This window comes from Vibrio sp. S457-15 (assembly GCF_000960545.1).
GTDB classification, from domain to species: Bacteria; Pseudomonadota; Gammaproteobacteria; order Enterobacterales; family Vibrionaceae; genus Vibrio; species Vibrio parahaemolyticus.
In genome coordinates, this window is sequence record NZ_JYOQ01000142.1 from 103,258 (window position 1) to 123,182 (window position 19,925).

Annotated in this window: 19 protein-coding genes; 4 read left to right on the top strand and 15 right to left on the bottom strand. The window is 45.2% G+C overall.

Annotated elements, in window-relative coordinates:
* The first annotated feature begins 16 nt into the window (after window positions 1-16).
* Window positions 17-1,882, top strand: a complete 1,866-nt coding sequence (dxs, locus tag UF05_RS15975) for a 1-deoxy-D-xylulose-5-phosphate synthase (protein ID WP_045545483.1) — start codon at window positions 17-19, stop codon at window positions 1,880-1,882.
* 76 nt (window positions 1,883-1,958) lie between these two features.
* Here the strand turns inward: dxs and pgpA are convergent, their stop codons facing one another.
* From pgpA to UF05_RS16045, 14 genes are all read right to left on the bottom strand, one after another.
* Window positions 1,959-2,465, bottom strand: coding sequence for a phosphatidylglycerophosphatase A (pgpA, locus tag UF05_RS15980; protein WP_005482983.1), 507 nt, complete (start codon window positions 2,463-2,465; stop codon window positions 1,959-1,961).
* Between the two features lie 37 nt (window positions 2,466-2,502).
* Entirely contained in the window at window positions 2,503-3,468 is a 966-nt protein-coding gene (gene thiL, locus UF05_RS15985) for a thiamine-phosphate kinase (protein ID WP_045545484.1), read from the bottom strand.
* A gap of 83 nt (window positions 3,469-3,551) precedes the next feature.
* A complete protein-coding gene (nusB, locus tag UF05_RS15990; protein WP_005456038.1) occupies window positions 3,552-4,019 on the bottom strand; it encodes a transcription antitermination factor NusB in 468 nt (155 codons plus the stop codon).
* Window positions 4,019-4,489, bottom strand: coding sequence for a 6,7-dimethyl-8-ribityllumazine synthase (ribH, locus tag UF05_RS15995; protein WP_005440184.1), 471 nt, complete (start codon window positions 4,487-4,489; stop codon window positions 4,019-4,021). Before ribH ends, nusB begins: the two co-directional genes overlap by 1 nt.
* A gap of 169 nt (window positions 4,490-4,658) precedes the next feature.
* On the bottom strand, window positions 4,659-5,768 hold the full coding sequence (gene ribBA / locus UF05_RS16000) for a bifunctional 3,4-dihydroxy-2-butanone-4-phosphate synthase/GTP cyclohydrolase II (RefSeq protein ID WP_020840184.1): 1,110 nt from the start codon (window positions 5,766-5,768) through the stop codon (window positions 4,659-4,661).
* Between the two features lie 169 nt (window positions 5,769-5,937).
* Window positions 5,938-6,591: a riboflavin synthase gene (locus tag UF05_RS16005; protein WP_045545485.1), complete on the bottom strand. Its 654-nt coding sequence runs from the start codon at window positions 6,589-6,591 to the stop codon at window positions 5,938-5,940.
* A gap of 12 nt (window positions 6,592-6,603) precedes the next feature.
* Window positions 6,604-7,728: a bifunctional diaminohydroxyphosphoribosylaminopyrimidine deaminase/5-amino-6-(5-phosphoribosylamino)uracil reductase RibD gene (gene ribD / locus UF05_RS16010; RefSeq protein ID WP_045545486.1), complete on the bottom strand. Its 1,125-nt coding sequence runs from the start codon at window positions 7,726-7,728 to the stop codon at window positions 6,604-6,606.
* Window positions 7,729-7,735: 7 nt separating this feature from the next.
* Window positions 7,736-8,185 carry a transcriptional regulator NrdR gene (gene nrdR / locus UF05_RS16015; RefSeq protein WP_005482986.1) on the bottom strand — a complete coding sequence of 150 codons (450 nt, stop codon included), beginning with the start codon at window positions 8,183-8,185 and terminating at the stop codon, window positions 7,736-7,738.
* A gap of 127 nt (window positions 8,186-8,312) precedes the next feature.
* On the bottom strand, window positions 8,313-9,563 hold the full coding sequence (locus tag UF05_RS16020) for a glutamate-5-semialdehyde dehydrogenase (RefSeq protein ID WP_045545487.1): 1,251 nt from the start codon (window positions 9,561-9,563) through the stop codon (window positions 8,313-8,315).
* Between the two features lie 17 nt (window positions 9,564-9,580).
* A complete protein-coding gene (gene proB / locus UF05_RS16025) occupies window positions 9,581-10,720 on the bottom strand; it encodes a glutamate 5-kinase (RefSeq protein ID WP_005483011.1) in 1,140 nt (379 codons plus the stop codon).
* Between the two features lie 121 nt (window positions 10,721-10,841).
* On the bottom strand, window positions 10,842-11,231 hold the full coding sequence (gene crl, locus UF05_RS16030) for a sigma factor-binding protein Crl (RefSeq protein WP_005455997.1): 390 nt from the start codon (window positions 11,229-11,231) through the stop codon (window positions 10,842-10,844).
* Between the two features lie 116 nt (window positions 11,232-11,347).
* Complete coding sequence (gene frsA, locus UF05_RS16035; protein WP_005455935.1) at window positions 11,348-12,595, bottom strand: esterase FrsA; 1,248 nt, start codon at window positions 12,593-12,595, stop codon at window positions 11,348-11,350.
* A 91-nt stretch (window positions 12,596-12,686) separates the two neighbouring features.
* A complete protein-coding gene (gene tet(34), locus UF05_RS16040) occupies window positions 12,687-13,151 on the bottom strand; it encodes an oxytetracycline resistance phosphoribosyltransferase domain-containing protein Tet(34) (RefSeq protein ID WP_005381590.1) in 465 nt (154 codons plus the stop codon).
* 268 nt (window positions 13,152-13,419) lie between these two features.
* Window positions 13,420-14,709 (bottom strand): NCS2 family permease, encoded by a 1,290-nt coding sequence (locus UF05_RS16045; RefSeq protein WP_005456001.1) that lies wholly within the window; start codon window positions 14,707-14,709, stop codon window positions 13,420-13,422.
* Between the two features lie 1,022 nt (window positions 14,710-15,731).
* On the opposite strand from UF05_RS16045, the gene UF05_RS16050 reads away from it, so the two are divergent.
* Window positions 15,732-17,204, top strand: a complete 1,473-nt coding sequence (locus tag UF05_RS16050) for an aminoacyl-histidine dipeptidase (RefSeq protein ID WP_015296328.1) — start codon at window positions 15,732-15,734, stop codon at window positions 17,202-17,204.
* 76 nt (window positions 17,205-17,280) lie between these two features.
* Here UF05_RS16050 and UF05_RS16055 read toward each other — a convergent pair whose 3' ends face one another.
* Window positions 17,281-17,820 (bottom strand): DUF3332 domain-containing protein, encoded by a 540-nt coding sequence (locus tag UF05_RS16055; protein WP_005455994.1) that lies wholly within the window; start codon window positions 17,818-17,820, stop codon window positions 17,281-17,283.
* 330 nt (window positions 17,821-18,150) lie between these two features.
* Here UF05_RS16055 and UF05_RS16060 point away from each other — a divergent pair, with 330 nt between their 5' ends.
* A complete protein-coding gene (locus UF05_RS16060; RefSeq protein ID WP_005455969.1) occupies window positions 18,151-19,221 on the top strand; it encodes a succinylglutamate desuccinylase/aspartoacylase family protein in 1,071 nt (356 codons plus the stop codon).
* A 209-nt stretch (window positions 19,222-19,430) separates the two neighbouring features.
* Window positions 19,431-19,874, top strand: coding sequence for a hypothetical protein (locus tag UF05_RS16065; RefSeq protein WP_025442216.1), 444 nt, complete (start codon window positions 19,431-19,433; stop codon window positions 19,872-19,874).
* Window positions 19,875-19,925: the final 51 nt, after the last annotated feature.

A 19,925-nucleotide genomic window follows, 5' to 3' on the forward strand; every position in this document is an offset into this window, starting at 1 on the left:
ATAAGCGCGCATTTATATGACTCTTGATATTTCAAAGTACCCAACACTGGCGTTAGCAAATACACCGGAAGAATTGCGTCTTCTTCCAAAAGAAACATTACCAACTCTGTGTGATGAGCTGCGAACGTATCTGCTAAATTCAGTGAGCCAATCTAGCGGACACTTAGCGTCTGGCTTAGGCACCGTAGAGCTAACTGTGGCTCTGCATTATGTTTACAACACACCCGTAGATAAACTTATCTGGGATGTTGGTCATCAGGCTTACCCACATAAAATTTTGACGGGTCGTCGCGATCAAATGCCAACGATTCGTCAGAAAGACGGCTTACACCCTTTCCCTTGGCGCGAAGAGAGCGAGTACGACACGCTATCAGTTGGTCACTCTTCTACTTCCATCAGTGCAGGGCTTGGCCTAGCCATCAGCGCTCAAAAAGAAGGTAAAGGTCGTAAAGTCATCAGTGTGATTGGTGATGGTGCGATTACTGCCGGCATGGCATTCGAAGCCATGAACCACGCAGGCGATGTTCACCCTGACATGTTGGTGATTCTGAACGACAATGAAATGTCGATCTCAGAAAACGTTGGCGCTCTAAACAACCACCTAGCGAAAGTGCTTTCCGGTAGTCTTTACACCTCTATCCGTGAGGGTGGGAAAAAAGTGCTATCAGGTGTACCACCAATCAAAGAACTGGTTCGTCGCACTGAAGAACATCTAAAAGGCATGGTTGTCCCTGGCACTCTGTTTGAAGAGTTTGGCTTTAACTACATTGGTCCAATTGATGGGCACGATGTGAATGAGCTCGTTAAAACACTGAAGAACATGCGTGAGCTTAAAGGCCCTCAGTTCCTGCACATCATGACTAAGAAAGGCAAAGGTTATGAGCCAGCAGAGAAAGATCCTATTGGCTACCACGGCGTCCCTAAGTTCGATCCAAGCCATAACTGCTTACCAAAAAGCAGTGGCGGCAAACCAACTTTCTCAAAGATTTTTGGTGACTTCTTATGTGACATGGCAGCGCAAGATCCTAAGCTAATGGCAATTACGCCAGCAATGCGTGAAGGTTCTGGCATGGTGCGTTTCTCGAAAGAGTACCCAGACCAATACTTTGATGTGGCAATTGCAGAGCAACACGCAGTGACACTTGCAACGGGTATGGCAATTGCTGGCGATCATCCGATCGTTGCTATCTACTCAACCTTCTTGCAACGTGGTTACGATCAACTTATCCATGACATCGCTATCATGGACTTACCAGTAATGTTCGCTATCGACCGCGCAGGTTTGGTGGGTGCAGATGGTCAAACACACCAAGGTGCATTTGATCTTAGCTTTATGCGCTGCATTCCTAACATGGTGATCATGGCACCAAGCGACGAAAACGAATGTCGCCAAATGCTGTACACCGGTCATAAGCACACTGGACCAAGTGCCGTACGTTATCCTCGTGGTAGTGGTATGGGTACAGAGATCGAAAAAGAGTTTACCGCTCTTGAGATTGGTAAAGGTCGAGTGGTACGCAAAGGTGAAAAGGTGGCAATCCTGAGCTTCGGTACTTTCTTACCGAATGCACTAGAAGCAGCTGAAAGCCTCAATGCAACGGTTGCTGATATGCGTTTCGTCAAACCTCTTGATGAAGCATTGATTCGCCAACTCGCTGATGAACATGACGTTCTTGTCACACTAGAAGAGAACGCAATCGCAGGTGGTGCTGGCGCAGGTGTAGTTGAGTTCATGATGAAAGAAAAAATCATCAAACCAGTACTCAATCTTGGTTTACCTGATAAATTCATCCATCAAGGTACTCAAGAAGAGCTTCATGAAGAACTTGGTTTGGACGCAAAAGGGATTGAAAAATCCATTGCGGAATACCTTGCGAAGTAAGCAATTAAATAGCAAAAAGGGATGCCAGTGGCATCCCTTTTTAATTCTTGTTGTTCTTCGAGTGATAGGTGATGTACTAACTCATCCAACCCGCATACTTTGCAACGAGAAACAAAGCAATACCCGCCATAATACCCGCCACAATATCATCGAGCATAATGCCAAGCCCGCCATGGATGCGTTTGTCTAACCAACCTATTGGCCACGGTTTGACCATATCGAAAAAGCGGAAAAGAATGAAACCCGTCAACAACCATTTCCATTCCGTGATAGGAATATTCAGGGCTGGTACAATACTCATGGTGATCCAAAAGCCCGCAAACTCATCCCATACAATTGAACCGTGATCATGCACCTTCATATCATCTGACGTGACTTGACAGATTTTGATGCCAATCACGCACGAAAGTAATACCACAACGACATAAGCCGGAAATGGCAGCTGAGCCAACAACAGAAAAAATGGAACCGCAGCAAGCGTCCCCATTGTTCCAGGAACTACTGGCGACAAACCACTGCCAAACCCCGTCGCCAACAAATGCCACGGGTTCTTTAATGAGATCAGAGAAAGAGGGTTGGTCATATCCTTAAACCTATACTGCTAGTTTAACTCGATGAGCTTATTTAAAGTGGTCGAAACCACTTAAATCCCAGTCGAGAGGTTGGTTGTTATCGTGAAGCTCAAACGTTCCATTTGGTCTAATTTGGCCAATGCACGTCACTTTGCACCCGCTATAAGACAAAGCACTCTGCAAAGAACCTCGATTTTGTTCTGATACAGTGAAGCACAACTCGTATTCTTCACCGCTAGATAAAGCATACTGCTGTGCGCTGACCTTATCATCTAAAAATTGTACCAGCTCAGAAGAGATTGGTAATTGAGACACATCGATACTCACACCAACTTGTGAGCGTTTTAAAATATGTTTGATATCCAAAATCAGGCCGTCTGAAATATCAATCGCCGAAGATGCTAATCCTACCAAAGCTTGCCCCGCTAACACTCTCGGAGTACTTAGGTAGTGGGCTTTTTCTAGTTCATCAGCACCAATGCGACTGCGAAGTGTTTCATCTAAGATGACATCCAGCCCTGCTTTTGCGTCACCCAAATTCCCCGTGACATACACCCAGTCCCCGACTTTCGCGCCAGAGCGAGTCAACGCTTTGCCCTCAGGCACAAAACCTTGCACTGTCAGTGTTAGGCTTAATGGGCCTTTCGTTGTATCACCGCCGATTAACTGAATACCAAAGTAATCCGCCAGTTCGAAAAACGCATCACAGAAGGGTGCGAGCCATTCTTCATCCGCTTCAGGCATGGTCAATGCAAAGCTTACCCAAGCAGGTGTTGCGCCCATGGCAGCTAAGTCGCTGATGTTGGATGCAAGCGCCTTGTGAGCAACCCAAGCAGGGTTCGCGTGAGGAAGGAAATGGGTTCCAGCAACCAAGGTATCAGTGCTGATAGCAATCTGTACATTTGCTGGCGCCTTAACGAGAGCGCAATCGTCCCCTGCGGCGAGGTGTACGTCTTTGCGCTGGTTTTGTCGGCCAACAAAATACTTATCAATCAGGTTAAATTCACCAGACATAATTCATTTATCTTTTCATGCCAATGGCATTGATATCATACAAAAAAGGTCAGCATGTGCTGACCTTTTTATTGAAGAAATCGTTATTTCTTACGTACGTGTGGTGCGGCTTTATCTAGCACACCGTTCACGAATTTGTGGCTGTCTTCTGCAGCGAATACTTTAGCAAGTTCAATCGCTTCGTTGATTACCACTTTGTAAGGAACATCTTCGCGACGAGTCATCTCGTACATAGCAAGGCGAAGAAGAGCAAGTTCCATCATATCTAGATCCTGCATAGGACGAGATACGTAAGGACGAATTTTGCTATCTAGCTCAGCGTGGCTAAGTACAACACCGCTTAATAGTTCACGGAAGTAAGCAACGTCTGTTTCTGGAGCAGCAAGTGCTGGCTCAGATGCACGAAGTTCTTCTTCATCGTATTTGTCGCCAGACAAAAACTGTTCTTCAATCGTGGCAACATTCTCTTTAGTAATTTGCCATGAGTAGATCGCCTGTAGAGCGAATTGACGTGCGTTACGACGTGCGGCTGGTTTCACACTGGCCCCCATTAGGAATCAATTTCAGATAGTACATTAATCATTTCAAGTGCGCTTAGTGCAGCCTCTGCACCTTTATTACCAGCCTTGGTTCCTGCGCGTTCAATCGCTTGATCGATAGTATCAACAGTCAGCACACCGAATGCGACTGGAAGACTGTATTCCAGAGACACTTGTGCTAGGCCCTTGTTACATTCACTACAAACATAATCAAAGTGTGGTGTACCGCCACGGATTACTGTACCTAGAGATACGATCGCATCGTATTTACCAGTTTTAGCAACACGTTGAGCTACTAGAGGTAGTTCTACGGCACCTGGACAACGTACAACAGTGATGTTGTCTTCGCTTACTTGTCCGTGACGCTTTAGTGTATCGATCGCACCAGAAAGTAAGCTTTCGTTAATAAAACTGTTGAAGCGAGAAATAACGATAGCAATTTTTGCATTTGGCGCTGGGAAGCCACCCTCGATCACTTTCATAAGCTTTCCTTTAACTCTATTTATAAGTGAAATTTGTTCATCAAGTGAGAATCGCCGGATTCTAGCACAAATTTGTGAGCAATATCTAATGGAAATTGGCCGCGTGTCACGAGTTCCTAGTCCACACCAAAATAGGTGTGCATGGGACTAGGAACTTATCGTTCACTTCTTATTCGCAAACGTATTCAACCACGTTCAGGCCGAAACCGCCCAATGCATGGTATTTTTTGTTAGTCGAAGACAGAAGACGCATATCGTGAACACCAAGGTCTGCGAGAATTTGCGACCCCACTCCCACGCGGCGAGACGTGCCCTGCTTTTTCGCTAAAGTAGGTGCTTCGCCTTTATCTTGCGCTTCGAACATCTTCACGCGGTGGATGAGCAACTCGGTTGATTCTTCATTGCCAAGTACAACCAGAACACCGCCTTCTTCACCGATACGCTTCATCGCTCTATCCAGTGTCCAGCTGCGCTCTGCATTGCGGTCACTGCGTAATACATCGGTGAATACGTCTTGTAGATGCACACGAACCAGCGGCGCTTCGCCGGCCAAATCACCTTTACACATCGCGTAATGCACTTGATTATCGATGGTGTCTTTGTAAGTCACCAAAGTGAACTCACCGTGTTCAGTTGGCAGTTTGCATTCTGCTACACGCTCAATGGTCGTTTCTGTGTTGTTGCGGTATTCGATAAGGTCCGCAATAGTGCCTAACTTCAAGCCGTGTTTTTCAGCAAAGATTTCAAGATCAGGGCGGCGAGCCATGGTGCCGTCGTCGTTTAGAATCTCAACAATCACAGAAGCAGGCTCAAGCCCCGCAAGGCGAGCTAAATCACAACCCGCTTCGGTGTGACCAGCGCGAGTCAATACACCACCATCTTGCGCAGCAAGAGGGAAAATATGCCCCGGTTGAACCAAGTCTGCCGCTTTTGCGTTTGGCGCAACCGCAGCTTGAACGGTACGTGCGCGGTCAGCCGCTGAAATACCCGTGGTTACGCCTTCAGCAGCTTCGATAGAAACGGTAAAGTTAGTGGTGTACTGCGCGTTGTTGTCTTGCACCATTGGCGGCAAGCCGAGATTTTCACAACGCGCTTTAGTCATGGTCAGACAGATCAAGCCACGACCGTAAGTCGCCATAAAGTTGATCGCTTCCGGCGTAATATGCTCGGCAGCCATGATCAAGTCACCTTCATTCTCACGGTCTTCATCATCCATTAGGATGACCATTTTGCCTGCACGAATATCATCAATAATTTCTTGTGGTGTACTGATTGGCATATTCTGTTTCCCGTTATTCTAAAATTTATTTTCCGACAGCAATGCGTGAAATCTTATTGCAATGGTAATGACATCAACAGTTTGAGCCTTGCACAATGCAAGTCAATTGCCCTAACGATGTTCTGTGAATCCGGTCTGTTATGGCAATTATCGCAACGTGGCTGAGCGCTTACGCAAAGCCATTTTGTTGTAAGAAATCCATGGTGATGCGAGATTCAGGCAGCTCTTCTTGCTGACCTTGCAGCAAGCGTTCCATGTAACGCGCCAACACATCCACTTCTAAATTCACTTTGCGGCCCACTTGGAACTGGTCAATGGTGGTTTCTTCACTGGTGTGAGGCACAATCGTCAGTTTGAATGCGTTTTTACGTAAATCATTCACCGTTAAGCTGATACCATCAACGGTGATAGAGCCTTTTTCTGCCACGTACTTGCTGATCTCAGCAGGCATCGCGACCCAAAACTCTATCGCACGACCAACTTGATTGCGCTCCACAATTTCACCCACGCCGTCCACGTGTCCAGATACAATGTGTCCGCCAAAACGTGTCGTCGGCAGCATGGCTTTTTCTAAGTTAACCTTTTCGCCTACTTGGTAGTTTGCAAAACCGGTTTTTTTCAAGGTCTCGAGAGACAAATCCGCGCTGTAGTAATTGCTTCCAAAGTCAATCACCGTTAAGCACACACCATTAGTTGCGATGCTGTCGCCTAACTTTACGTCAGACATGTCTAACTTACCTACTTCTACCGTAACGGTAATGTCTTCGCCTTTTGGCGTAATCGCAGTTAATTTACCAACTGCTTCTACAATTCCTGTAAACATAGTGCTTCTTTTCTAAATTTCTTTACGTACAAGGGTGGCGGTAATACGGATATCTCTGCCCACCATTCGCACATCAGTAATATTTAAATCGATGACCTGCGCCATCTCCGTCAATCCCAGCGCGCCAATTAAACCACGTCCATCGCTTCCCATTAGCTTCGGAGCGAGATAGACAATCAACTCATCTACAAGGTTAGCTTTGATTAGAGAACTCGCGAGCGTCGCGCCAGCTTCCACCCATAAATGGTTGATATTATGCTGAGTCGCGACCGCTTTTAGGGTGGCAGCTAAATCAATTTTTCCGCTTTGATCGAGTTGTGGGCAAACATCGCCTTCGCTGCTGACAATAATTCGCTCACCTTCGGTACTGAACAGTTTAAGGTCATCACTCAGTTGCTGTTGACGGTCGAGTATTACCCTTGCTGGTTGGCGAACTTCCGTCAGCTCATAGTGCGCTTGAACACTCTGCGGCAAATCTTCCCAACGAACGTTGAGAGAAGCGTTATCATCCATCACTGTTTTGCTTGTAGACAGAATGCCACCGCTTTGCGCTCGATAACACTGCACGTCTTGGCGAGCCTGTGGGGAGGTGATCCATTGGCTCTTGCCATTACTTAGCGCACTCTGTCCATCTAAGCTTGCTGCCATTTTTAATTGGATAAATGGCATGCCTGTTTGCATGAATTTAATGAAGCCACGATTGAGCTCAATCGCATCGTTTTCTAACAGTCCAACCTGAACCTCAACTCCGGCTTCACGTAGCATTTGGATGCCACGTCCAGCCACTTTTGGATTCGGATCTTCCATCGCACACACTACTCGCGCCACTTTGGCTTTTATCAGCCCTTCAGCGCAAGGTGGCGTACGTCCATAGTGGGAGCACGGTTCAAGGGTAACGTATGCCGTTGCACCTTCAGCTTTATCACCAGCCATGCGCATCGCGTGCACTTCAGCATGCGGCTCTCCAGCGCGATGATGATAACCTTCACCAATGATCACGCCATCACGAACAATTACGCAACCGACGTTCGGGTTTGGAGCCGTCGTATAAATGCCGCGTCGAGCTAACTTGAGCGCACGCGACATCATTGAAAAATCTTGAGGAGAAAATGGAGATGCAGAAGTGTGTTGAGGCATGATTTAATCAGTCTTCAAGGCGGGCAATTTCTTCGCCGAATTCACGAATATCTTCAAAGCTACGATAAACCGATGCAAAACGGATGTAAGCCACTTTGTCGAGCTCTTTAAGCTGATCCATAACCAAGTTACCAATCATTTGGCTCGGTACTTCACGCTCACCAGTTGCGCGGAGTTGCGACTTAATCATACTGATTGCAAGCTCGATAGAGTCGGCACTTACCGGACGTTTCTCTAATGCGCGCTGAATGCCACCGACCATTTTATCTTCATCGAATGGTTCACGATTGCCATTCGACTTAATGACTTTAGGCATGACCAATTCTGCCGTTTCAAACGTAGTAAAACGTTCACTACAGGCTAAACACTGGCGGCGGCGACGGACTTGATGACCATCCGCAACCAATCGGGAATCAATTACTTTTGTATCGTTCTCTGAACAAAAAGGACAATGCATATCACCTCCAAATAACGTGCCTTTGGGGCCGTCCCAAAAGCCAGACTAGTGTAGCGGAATTGATATGTGAGAGAAAACAAAAAGGGGCACTAGTGCCCCTTTTTCAATCAATATCGAGTCGAATCTGTTAACTGCGTGCTAAGTAGTTCGCTTTGCCGACCCATTTGTAGCTTGTTAATTCTTCCAAGCCCATCGGGCCACGTGCATGCAGCTTTTGAGTTGAGACGGCCACTTCAGCCCCCAAGCCAAACTGAGCACCGTCAGTAAAGCGCGTTGCCGCATTCACATAAACTGCAGCCGAGCCCACCGAATTGATGAACAACTCTGAGTTAATCAAGCTGTTGGTCATGATTGCATCTGAGTGACTCGCATTGTGAACTCGCATGTGTTCAATCGCATCTTTCACGTCAGCGACAACTTTTACACCTAACGTGTAGCTTAGCCATTCGGTATCAAAATCACCTTCTACGGCATCGCGAATTTGCGTAGCTTGAGCCATTAGCGCTTTCGCTTTTGGTTCTGCTACAAACGTCACTTTGTCACTCATTCGCTCGACAATCATTGGCAAGAATTTCGCCGCCACTTTCTCGTGAACAAGCAGTGTGTCTAACGAGTTACATGCCGAAGGACGTTGAGCTTTCGAGTTTTCAACCACGTTTAGCGATTTCTCTAGGTCCGCGGATTCATCAACAAAAATGTGACTGATACCAAAACCGCCGATGATCACTGGAATTGTGCTGTTCTCTTTACACATTTTGTGCAGACCCGCTCCACCACGTGGGATGATCATATCAACGTAGTCATCCAGTTTAAGCAGTTGAGAAACCAGCTCGCGATCTGGCTTTTCAATGTACTGTACTGAAGCGGCTGGCAAGTTTGCTTTTGCAAGGGCTGATTGGATAACTTTCACAAGTTCCATGTTAGAGAAAAACGTCTCTTTACCACCGCGTAGGATGCTGGCGTTACCCGTTTTCAGGCACAGTGCGGCAATGTCGATGGTCACATTTGGACGCGCTTCATAAATCACACCCACAACACCAAGTGGTACACGGCGGCGAGAGAGAGACATGCCGTTTTCTAGCACTTTACTGTCGATTTCGCTGCCCACAGGATCGTTTAGGCTGATCACATTGCGAACATCATTTGCAATGCCCGTTAAGCGTTCTTCATTCAGCAGTAGACGGTCTAACAGCGCATCGGTCAGACCAGCTTCGCGACCAAGTTCGATGTCTTTTGCGTTTGCTGCCAAAATCGCAGCTGAGTTTGCTTCTAGCTCATCTGCGATGATCGCTAGAGCTTGGTTCTTTTGAGCAGTTGACGCCGTCGCCAATTCGAAAGCTGCATCTTTAGCAGCTTTACCCATATTCGTTAAATCCACGTTGCTTCCCTCAATTTCTATTCTTGAATGACGACAAGATCATCGCGATGAATCACTTCTGAGCCGTAGTCATGACCCAAAATAGAGATGATGTCTTTACTGTGTTTGCCAGTAATTTTTGCCAAGTCTTCACTTGAGTAGGCACTAATACCACGCGCAACCAGTTTGCCATGAGAATTTGTTACGCGAGCAACTTCACCACGGGCAAAATCACCGCTCACCTTGATGACCCCTTTTGCTAGCAGGCTGCTGCCTTTGCCAACAACCGCATTTACCGCACCATCATCGATGATAATATCACCCGATGCTGCAGGACCAGCGAGGATCCAACGCTTACGGTTTTCCAATGCTTCTGAACAAGGTAGGAAACGCGTACCTTGAGGCTCCGTGCTCAACGAGTCAAAAATTACGTTTGGCGCACTACCTGCTGCGATAATAACTTCAATACCCGCGCGACGTGCGATGTCGGCTGCTTGAAGTTTCGTCGCCATACCACCCGTACCGAGTGTTGTACCGCTGCCGCCAGCAATTTTACGCAACGTGTCATCAATGGTTTTAACTTCTTTGATCAGCTCTGCATTCGGATCTTTTCGTGGGTCAGCAGTAAACAGACCTTTTTGATCTGTCAGTAGCAATAACTTATCTGCACCACACAAAATACCCACTAAAGCCGATAGGTTGTCATTGTCGCCGACTTTGATTTCACTGGTGGCTACTGCATCATTTTCGTTCACGATTGGAATAATATCGTTCGCCACAAGCGCATTGATGGTGTCACGCGCATTAAGAAAACGCTCACGATCATCCAAGTCAGCACGAGTCAGTAGCATTTGACCAATCTTGATACCGTAAATACCAAACAAAGACTCCCATGTTTGAATCAAACGACTCTGACCCACAGCAGCAAGCAACTGTTTGCTCGCCATCTCGTTGGGCAGTGCGGGGTATCCAAGATGCTCACGGCCTGCTGCAATTGCACCAGACGAAACCATTACCACTGAATGGCCTTGTTTCTTAAGCTCAGCACACTGACGCGCTAGTTCAACCATGTGAGCGCGATCTAGCGCCAATGTGCCGCCAGTCAGCACACTTGTACCCAGTTTCACAACGACGGTTTGTGGTTGCGAAACAACTGCGTTTTGTTGATTCGTTGTCATGATGTCTTCTGAAGTGAAAAACAAATAAAGAGAGGATGTTTTAACAATCAAATAGGGATTTAACAAGAGAAAAGGTGCGAAAACGCACCTTTTTGTTCAGTCGAAAAAGAAAACCGCCAAATCAGGCGAAATCAAATGACTCGGTATGATATTCCACTTCGAGTTTGAAGTGTTCAGCCAAGGTATCAATGAGCTTCTGATGAAAGGTACTTTGTGTAAAGTACACTTCCTCTACCACTTTTTGCGGCAGAGCTTCAGACACCCATTTCCCTTCTTTGTTGTATTTCCCAATATGGTACTTAGCGGTAAAGCCCCCTTCGATGGATTCTAGATCCATCCACCAGCCCCAGAACTCGCGTTTCTCAGGTGACTTTTTGTCATCTACACAAACAGATAGACAATCAAAATAGTAGCGCCCTTCTTGTGATTGCGGTTCACGCAGGTAAGGCCCAATGGCCTTCAGCTTTGACATCAAGCGAAAGTGTGTTGGACCCTGAGTCGTCTCTGACATATGAATCTCCGTTTCCATATAGTTAAAGTAAACACCCAATAATGATTATTATTTTTTATTATCATGAGCTTATTTTTTGCTCAGGTATATCACTCTTAACTAAATTAGGAGATTTGTCATCTTAATAATTCATCTTCCAACCACTTTATCGCCAAATCGAGGGATTGCTCATATCCTTTTGTAATTGTCTTGGAACTGATCTTCTTCGCCTGCCCATAGTGGCTAAATAGCGCGACTAACTGGTTGTCACTGTAAGGAGAAACGGGGTCACCTTCTAAGCTCAACGCTAAAATGGGCACCTTAGTTTTACGACTGCTCAAGAAGCCTTGAACTTTCAATGACCAAGCCATCATCTGTCCAGCCATGCTGTTGATATCAACTGCGCTTTTACCCAAACGAGAAGCCAGCATATCCAGATACATCTTCGGCATTTTTTGCAGCTTTTTCGGCGAGGTAAACAGATCATGCACAGGTGCGCCTAGTGCCACACACGCTTTGATCTTTTCTTGCTCAAGAAAAGACAGACGAACCATGGCATTGCCACCAAAACGAAAACCGACCAAACCAACTTTGTGATGATCGACGTAAGGAATGGAATAAAGCTCATTCAACACGGCTTGATGAAGACAGCTTGAATCTTCCGTCAAAGGCCAATGAGAACTGTGTCCGACTGATGGCATATCGACGGTTAACATTGCAATATCTTTAGGAGCAAAGTGATTGCGGAACAAACGCCACATGTCGGTTTGTAAACTGTCAAGTCCTGCACTCACCATCACAACTGGCAGCTGCTTATCGGTTCTTGGCAAATGCAAGTTAGCGATAATTTTGCGTTTTTGGTAAGGCACCTCAATTTGCTTGATGGTGTATTGAGTTTTCTCAGCCCCTTCAGAATAGGCTTTGTTTGCTAACACCTGAGCCTGAAGCGCCAAGTTGTCGTTTTTTAAATGAGGATAGCCCGCAATGCTGAAACACAACGATGCGGTAAACAGCTCGTCGGCAGCATCCTCACCTTTAAGATCATTGGCACGTCGTTGGTGTTCCATACCTAACTTGATCCACTCAAACGTCCAGTTACCGCTGTGATACCCCATCACAGTATCTAACCAATCATCGTGAGTACGAGAATGCGTTGACGAAGCAATGCGCGACAATACGCCTTCCATTTCAATTGGAGATAAGCCTTGCCACGCCCACTGCAAGCGACGCAAATGACGATACCAAGCACGATCTTCTTGCTGTTCTCGATCATCAAGAATCTTTTTGCTGGTTGGCATGTATTGAGTGAGCGCGGAGGTTTCTTTCGCTTGCTTATGTTTTACGAACAAAGTCTCGGAAAGATTTTTACTGACGTCTTCAGACATAGGAAGAACCTTTGGCTATTAGCATTAGCTGTAATGATAATAAAAAAAATGCCCCTATAAAGGGGCATTTCTCAATATTCTTCGCTAGCGATTACTTTTGCTTGCGGTTTACTGGCTCTGCATACTGGATAGACATATCCCAAGGTTGCTCGATCCAAGTGTCTTGCGCGATGTCTACTACGTAGTCATCTAACAATTCTTTACCCGACGGTTTTGCACATACTGCAATCATTTTTGCTTTCGGGTACATTTCACGCAGTTTACGCGCTGTATCACCGCTATCTACTAGGTCTTCAACGATTAGGTAGCCTTCACCATCGCCTTCAGGTGCTTTAAGCACTGTCATATCACGTTGATGATCATGGTCGTAGCTTGAGATACAAATTGTATCAACGTAGCGAATACCCAGTTCACGAGCCAAGATAGCACCCGGTACTAGACCGCCACGGCTTACCGCCCAAATACCTTTCCATTGCTCAGCTGGCATCTGTTTCTCAGCCAGTTCACGGCAGTAAGTCTGCATCGCATCCCAAGTGATAATGAATTTTTTACTCATTGTAATAACCTAATAATTTGAAAATATGCATCCTCAAAATCTAGCGAAACGGCTTTAAAGCGGAATATTCACTATGCTCTCCAGAGGTCAGGAGACGAGGATTTCAAGCTGCGCAAACGATTATTCTACCGAAACACACCGTTAATACCAACGGTGATATCAAAATTCTCCGCCTATTACGCAGAAAAATCGAATTCAGTGAACAACGCTAAAAGCAAAAAGCCAGCACGAACAGCTTTTGCTGCTCGCGCTGGCTTTTTAAAAGTAATTACCCAGCTAGGTATTTAACGATGAAGATGGCAGACATAACCCAAACACTCATCGATACATCGCGGCCTTTGCCACTAAACAATTTGATTGCAGCATACGCAATAAAGCCTAGGGTGATGCCTTCTGCAATAGAGAAAGTAAGCGGCATCACAAGACAAGTTACAACGACTGGAGATGCTTCAGTTAGGTCACGCCAATCAATGCTCACCAAGCCAGAAAGCATCAAAATTGCTACATAGAACAATGCACCTGACGTTGCATACGCAGGGATCATACCCGCTAGTGGCGAGAACAATAGTGCAAGCAGGAAGAGTACACCAACAACCACTGCGGTTAAACCAGTACGACCACCAGCAGCTACGCCCGAAACACTTTCAATGTATGAAGTCGTGTTTGACGTACCTAGCAACGCACCAACAGAAGTCGCTGTTGAGTCAGCAAGTAGTGCTTTGTTTAGACGAGGAATGTTGCCATTCTCATCCGTTAGACCGGCTTTTTGAGAAACGCCAACGAGCGTACCAGCCGTATCAAATAAGTCGACGAATAAGAAAGCGAACACAACAGAGATCATGCCGACTTCAAATAGACCTGAGAAATCCAATTGCAAGAATGTTGGTGCGATACTTGGTGGGGTTGACATGACACCGTTCCATTGCACATCACCAAATAGAAGACCAAGCGCCGTCACACCCAAAATCGCGATCATCACTGCACCTTTCACACCACGGTGAACAAGCGCGATAGTAAGGAAGAAACCAATCGCCGCCAACACTGATGGCAATGACGTGATATCGCCCATTGAAACCAATGTCGCTGGGTTATCAACCACAATACCTGCGTTTTTAAGGGCGATAAACGCCAAGAAAAGGCCAATACCTGCAGAAATGCCGGTGCGAAGCGAATGCGGGATCGAGTTAATGATCCATTCACGAATCTTAAAAATGCTCAGCAGAATAAATAAAACACCTGAAACAAACACTGCAGCCAGCGCGACTTGCCATGTGTAACCCATGCCTAACACAACGGAATATGTGAAGAATGCGTTTAGACCCATGCCCGGAGCCTGAGCAATTGGGTAGTTTGCGACTAAGCCCATAATGAAACAGCCAATCGCGGCGGCAAGACACGTTGCAACAAAGATCGCACCACGATCCATACCGGTATCAGACAAAATAGCTGGGTTTACAAAAATAATGTAAGCCATGGTAAGGAAGGTCGTAATACCTGCAATGATCTCAGTGCGCACATTTGTGCCGTTTTCACTAAGTTTAAAGAGCCTTTCGAGCATGATCGAATCCTGTAAAGGTAAAAAGTAAACGGTTGCGTAATCGATTGGCAGGAATTATAAAGTTATCAAATAGCAAATTCTAGATAGAATCATCACTCTAAAGCGATTTTTTTCGCAGGATATGAAACCCATCCGTTAGTATTTAAAATCAAGAATGAATATAACGCTTATTAAACAATAACTAACCGCTCATGTTCACTTTGCCTTCAATGCGTGCAAATTGAGCAATGTTCTAAACTTTCAAACAAAAATGGACGTTAAAGGACAATATTCACTCACAATTTACTGCGTAAGTGGGATTCCTTTTAGCAGCAATAAGAGAATGGAGGCTTAGTGGTGGAAATTTGGTCGGAAGTAGAAAAAAGAGATAAAAAAACGCCACTCAATTTGAGTGGCGGTGAATCATGTCAGCACTATCACTGAAAAAAAATTCCAATTTATAGGGGTGAACAAACTGTTCGAGTCACATGCGTTGACTTCACTTAGTAGCCAAAGCTTGTTGGGTATACAAAGTTACCGGTATATACAGATTTGCTATTCCAGAACATTGCACTTGGTAAACCTTTCATAAATATCACCTTCTAAATCAATTAAAACAGTCGTTGATTTCTCGGTTCCTTGGAGGCGATAAACGGACTCATCCTTTGAGCATTTCATTCTTCATCTCAGAAGCTGGTTACAAATATACCACCAAGAAATTTAATTACAAGCATTTTAGTGATAAAAGTCACAAAAAATCCATAAATTGACGTCAATCAAATTTTAACTGTAATTAAATTACATTTTTGTGAATTAAAAATTATTCTACTTTCAGTTCATATAAACATAAGCGCATTTACGACTTATACCATGTTCATAAAGTGTGACAGTGAGGAAGGAAATCCTTTTGTTCTCGACTACTAGTAGCCTTCGTCTGGTGGTATCCTTGAGCTAATTCATGCCAAATATCATTAGCATTTCCTGCTAATCACACATTATTTATACGGTATATATTTGGCAAAGCACATCAAAAGGAGTCTTCCGTGTCTGAATTCCATTCTGAAATCAGTACCTTGTCACCTGCTCCACTTTGGCAGTTTTTCGATAAGATTTGTTCCATCCCTCATCCATCTAAGCATGAAGAAGCATTAGCACAGTACATTATCAACTGGGCAACAGAGCAAGGCTTCGATGTTCGCCGAGACCCAACGGGCAACGTATTCATCAAAAAGCCAGCAACGCCTGGGATGGAAAACAAAAAGGGCGTGGTTCTTCAAGCACACATTGACATGGTGCCACAGAAGAATGAAGACACTGACCACGACTTCACAAAAGATCCAATTCAACCGTACATCGATGGTGAGTGGGTAACAGCGAAAGGCACGACGCTTGGTGCAGACAACGGTATTGGTATGGCTTCTTGTCTTGCTGTATTAGCATCTAAAGATATCAAGCATGGGCCAATTGAAGTTCTACTAACAATTGATGAAGAAGCAGGCATGACTGGTGCATTCGGGCTTGAAGCAGGTTGGTTGGAAGGTGATATTCTTCTAAACACCGACTCCGAGCAAGAAGGCGAAGTGTACATGGGCTGCGCTGGTGGTATCGATGGTGCGATGACTTTTGACATCAAACGCGACGCGATCCCTACTGGCTTTGTGACTCGTCAGCTAACCTTGAAGGGTTTAAAAGGCGGTCACTCTGGTTGTGATATCCACACTGGTCGTGGTAATGCCAACAAACTGCTTGGCCGATTCCTAGCGGGCCATGCACAAGAGTTGGATCTTCGCTTGGTTGAATTCCGTGGTGGTAGTTTGCGTAATGCTATTCCTCGCGAAGCTTTCGTAACAGTTGCTGTTCCTGCTGAAAACCAAGAGAAACTTGCAGAGCTTTTCAACTACTACACTGAGCTATTAAAAGCAGAGCTTGGCAAAGTAGAAACGGGTATTGTGACGTTCAATGAAGAGATCGTAACCGAATCACAAGCTTTCACCGCGGCGGACCAACAACGCTTTATTGCTGCTCTCAACGCATGTCCAAATGGCGTGATGCGCATGAGCGACGAAATTGAAGGTGTGGTTGAAACGTCACTGAACGTTGGCGTGATCACTACTGAAGAAAATAAAGTCACGGTTCTGTGTCTGATTCGCTCTTTAATTGATTCTGGCCGCAGCCAAGTAGAGAGCACGCTACGCTCTGTTGCTGAACTCGCAGGAGCACAAGTTGAGTTCTCAGGCGCTTACCCTGGTTGGAAACCAGACGCTGATTCAGAAATTATGGCGATTTTCCGTGATATGTACGAAGGCATTTACGGTCACAAACCAAACATCATGGTTATTCACGCAGGTCTTGAATGTGGTCTATTTAAAGAGCCATACCCGAACATGGACATGGTTTCTTTCGGCCCAACGATCAAGTTCCCTCACTCTCCTGATGAAAAAGTGAAGATTGATACCGTTCAACTGTTCTGGGATCAAATGGTAGCGCTTCTAGAAGCAATTCCTGAGAAAGCGTAATCCAAACGCGACAACAAAACAAAAAGGGTGCCGAGGCACCCTTTTTTATTGCTATTTGTCACGAGAGTATCGCGAATTATGCACGAGTTTGCGCGTACGCTGCTAGCTCATCCATAGAAGTCTTCGCGACCACTTCACCATTGATGTAGTAAGTAACAAACTCACCCTCACGTACACCCATTAATGTCGCTTTTTCGCCGTTGTTGTATGTGATGTTCATCTGAACCGTATTTTCATCGATTTGGTGCATTTGACCTTGCTCGATAACGCGGTTGTTTGTAAGTGGGCCAATCGGCGCTGTTGTAAGCGACTTATCTAGCTGGTGGTTTACATCAATGTAAGTGTCCATCTTAGTATCGAAGATGTGTGGTTTGCCGTTTAGCGGGTTTTTACCAGTCCAGAACTCTAGAGAGTTAAATACGATGTAGTCAGCTGCGATTGCCACACCGTAAACTGGTGCCATAAGCATGTTTAGACCACCACGAGCGTAACGGTTATCTACCGCTTTCAAGTTGAAACCCATAACATAGCCAGTTACCGCGTTGCTGCCAACACAACCTGAAAGTGAAACTGCCACAGCAGTCAATGCGCCAATTTTAGCAATTGCCTTTTTCATCAAAACCTCTAGTTAGAAAGTATTAGGTCGAAAATTCGGCGCGGATATTAGCTTATAAAAACTAGGGATAAAAGACAGAATTTTCCGAAGAAAGCATCTTTATTATTTTTAATACGTGGACATTTATCTAAACAATAAATAACCAATTAAAGATAAGGGTGACGAGATGTTCAGCAAATAATAAACGTCACATTTACAACAAACTTTCCACAAAAGGTTATTATTCGCCCTCCTTGATTAAAATAATTTGTCGTATCCTTAATTAGAATGATTAGTGTGATTTTGACGCGATTGTTACATTGTTGCTAACTTATTTGACAGAGATGGTTTATGGCCAGAAGTAAAACAAGCAAAGTATTTGAGCTGCTCGGGCATAAAATACAACCAGGACAGCGTTTAGAAGTAGAATTCGAAGCTGCTCAGCTATACACGCACTCTCCACTTTCTATCCCTGTGGAAATCATTCACGGGAAACAAGAAGGTCCAGTGCTGATGGTGAACGCCGCAATCCATGGTGATGAGCTTAATGGCGTAGAGATCGTTCGTCAGATGATCAACCAGTTAAACCCATTAAAGCTAAAAGGTACGGTTATTGCGGTGCCAATCGTAAACGTATTTGGCTTTATCCATAAGTCTCGTTACTTACCCGATCGCCGCGATCTAAACCGTTGTTTCCCTGGCAGCGAAAAAGGCGCACTCGCCTCGCGTATGGCGTATGGATTCTTCAATAATATAGCGAAACGTTGTGATTACATTTTAGATTTACATACAGGTGCGATTCATCGTACTAATCTACCCCAAATACGCGCTAACCTGAGCAATCCGGAAACACTGCGCATTGCTAAAGCATTTGCCACGCCAGTGATCGTTGACTCTGCATTGCGTGATGGCTCGCTACGTAGCGAAGCCGAGAAGTGTGATATCCCAGTATTGACTTACGAAGCTGGTGAAGCACTTCGCTTTGATCCGCTATCTATCAGTGCTGGTGTTTTAGGCGTTCAACGCGTTATGCAAGCGATCGGTATGTTAAGAGCCAGCCGTAAAAAACTGCCTGAACCTGTTATCGCGAAATCGACCAGCTGGGTTAGAGCGCCAGGCAACGGTATTTTGCGCACGGTGGTGAACCTAGGCGATAAAGTAGAAAAAGGTGAAACCTTAGCTTACATCAGCTCACCCCTCGGTCACGATGAAATAGAGCTAAAAGCACCTAAAAGTGGTTTAGTGATCGGTCAGCAAACGCTGCCATTGGTAAACGAAGGCGATGCCATTTTCCACCTCGCATACTTCAGCCAAAGCGACGATGAAGTAGAACAAGCGGTAGAAAGCTACATTGAAGGATTAACTGAGTTTGACGTCGAACAGGTAACGACGGGACAAATCCCACTCGACACTCAGTCATAATTGCATGCTCTATGATCTCAAAGCCCAGTACCTAGTGCCGGGCTTTTTTGTTATGTTTACTCACCAATATTATTTATTACAAATACTTAAACACGAAAACTCAACGTTTGTGCTTCGTGTTTAGCTTATTTCAATTCATCTTGTTCATCGCACAATTGCACAGCGTTTTATTTATTCGTATTATGTTTTCTTTTTGCTTGCACACATCTATGAATAAAACACAACTCATTAGCTGTTTGTTGGGACTTGGACTTTCTGCAAATCTCCTCGCTCAAGAATCTGAAAACATCGCTCAATACTTACAAGAACAAAGTCAACAACATTCACTAGAAGATCATTATGCTTCATCTGTTCCAGATGAACTCAACTTGGACGCGCAACGCTCAGAACTCAAATGGCGAGAGGAAGGCAAGCCAGATCATTGTTACCAAACAAAAAATAACGCCGAGGTTACAACAGACTTTGACTATGGTGAGGCCAACGATCTTTCGGATGGCTTACATCATATTGATTTACCGCCTGTGCATACGCGTAATAACAAATCATCTCATCGTGTTTACGCAAACAATCCTCACTTACTGCCTGGCAACCAACAGTTTGCCGCACCTTCCGAAGGCTCTTTTGGCTTCTCGGTTTCTTCTGACTGCTTATGAAAATGAGCCAACAAAAAAGCCCTGAAGAAAACTTCAGGGCTTTTTAGCATT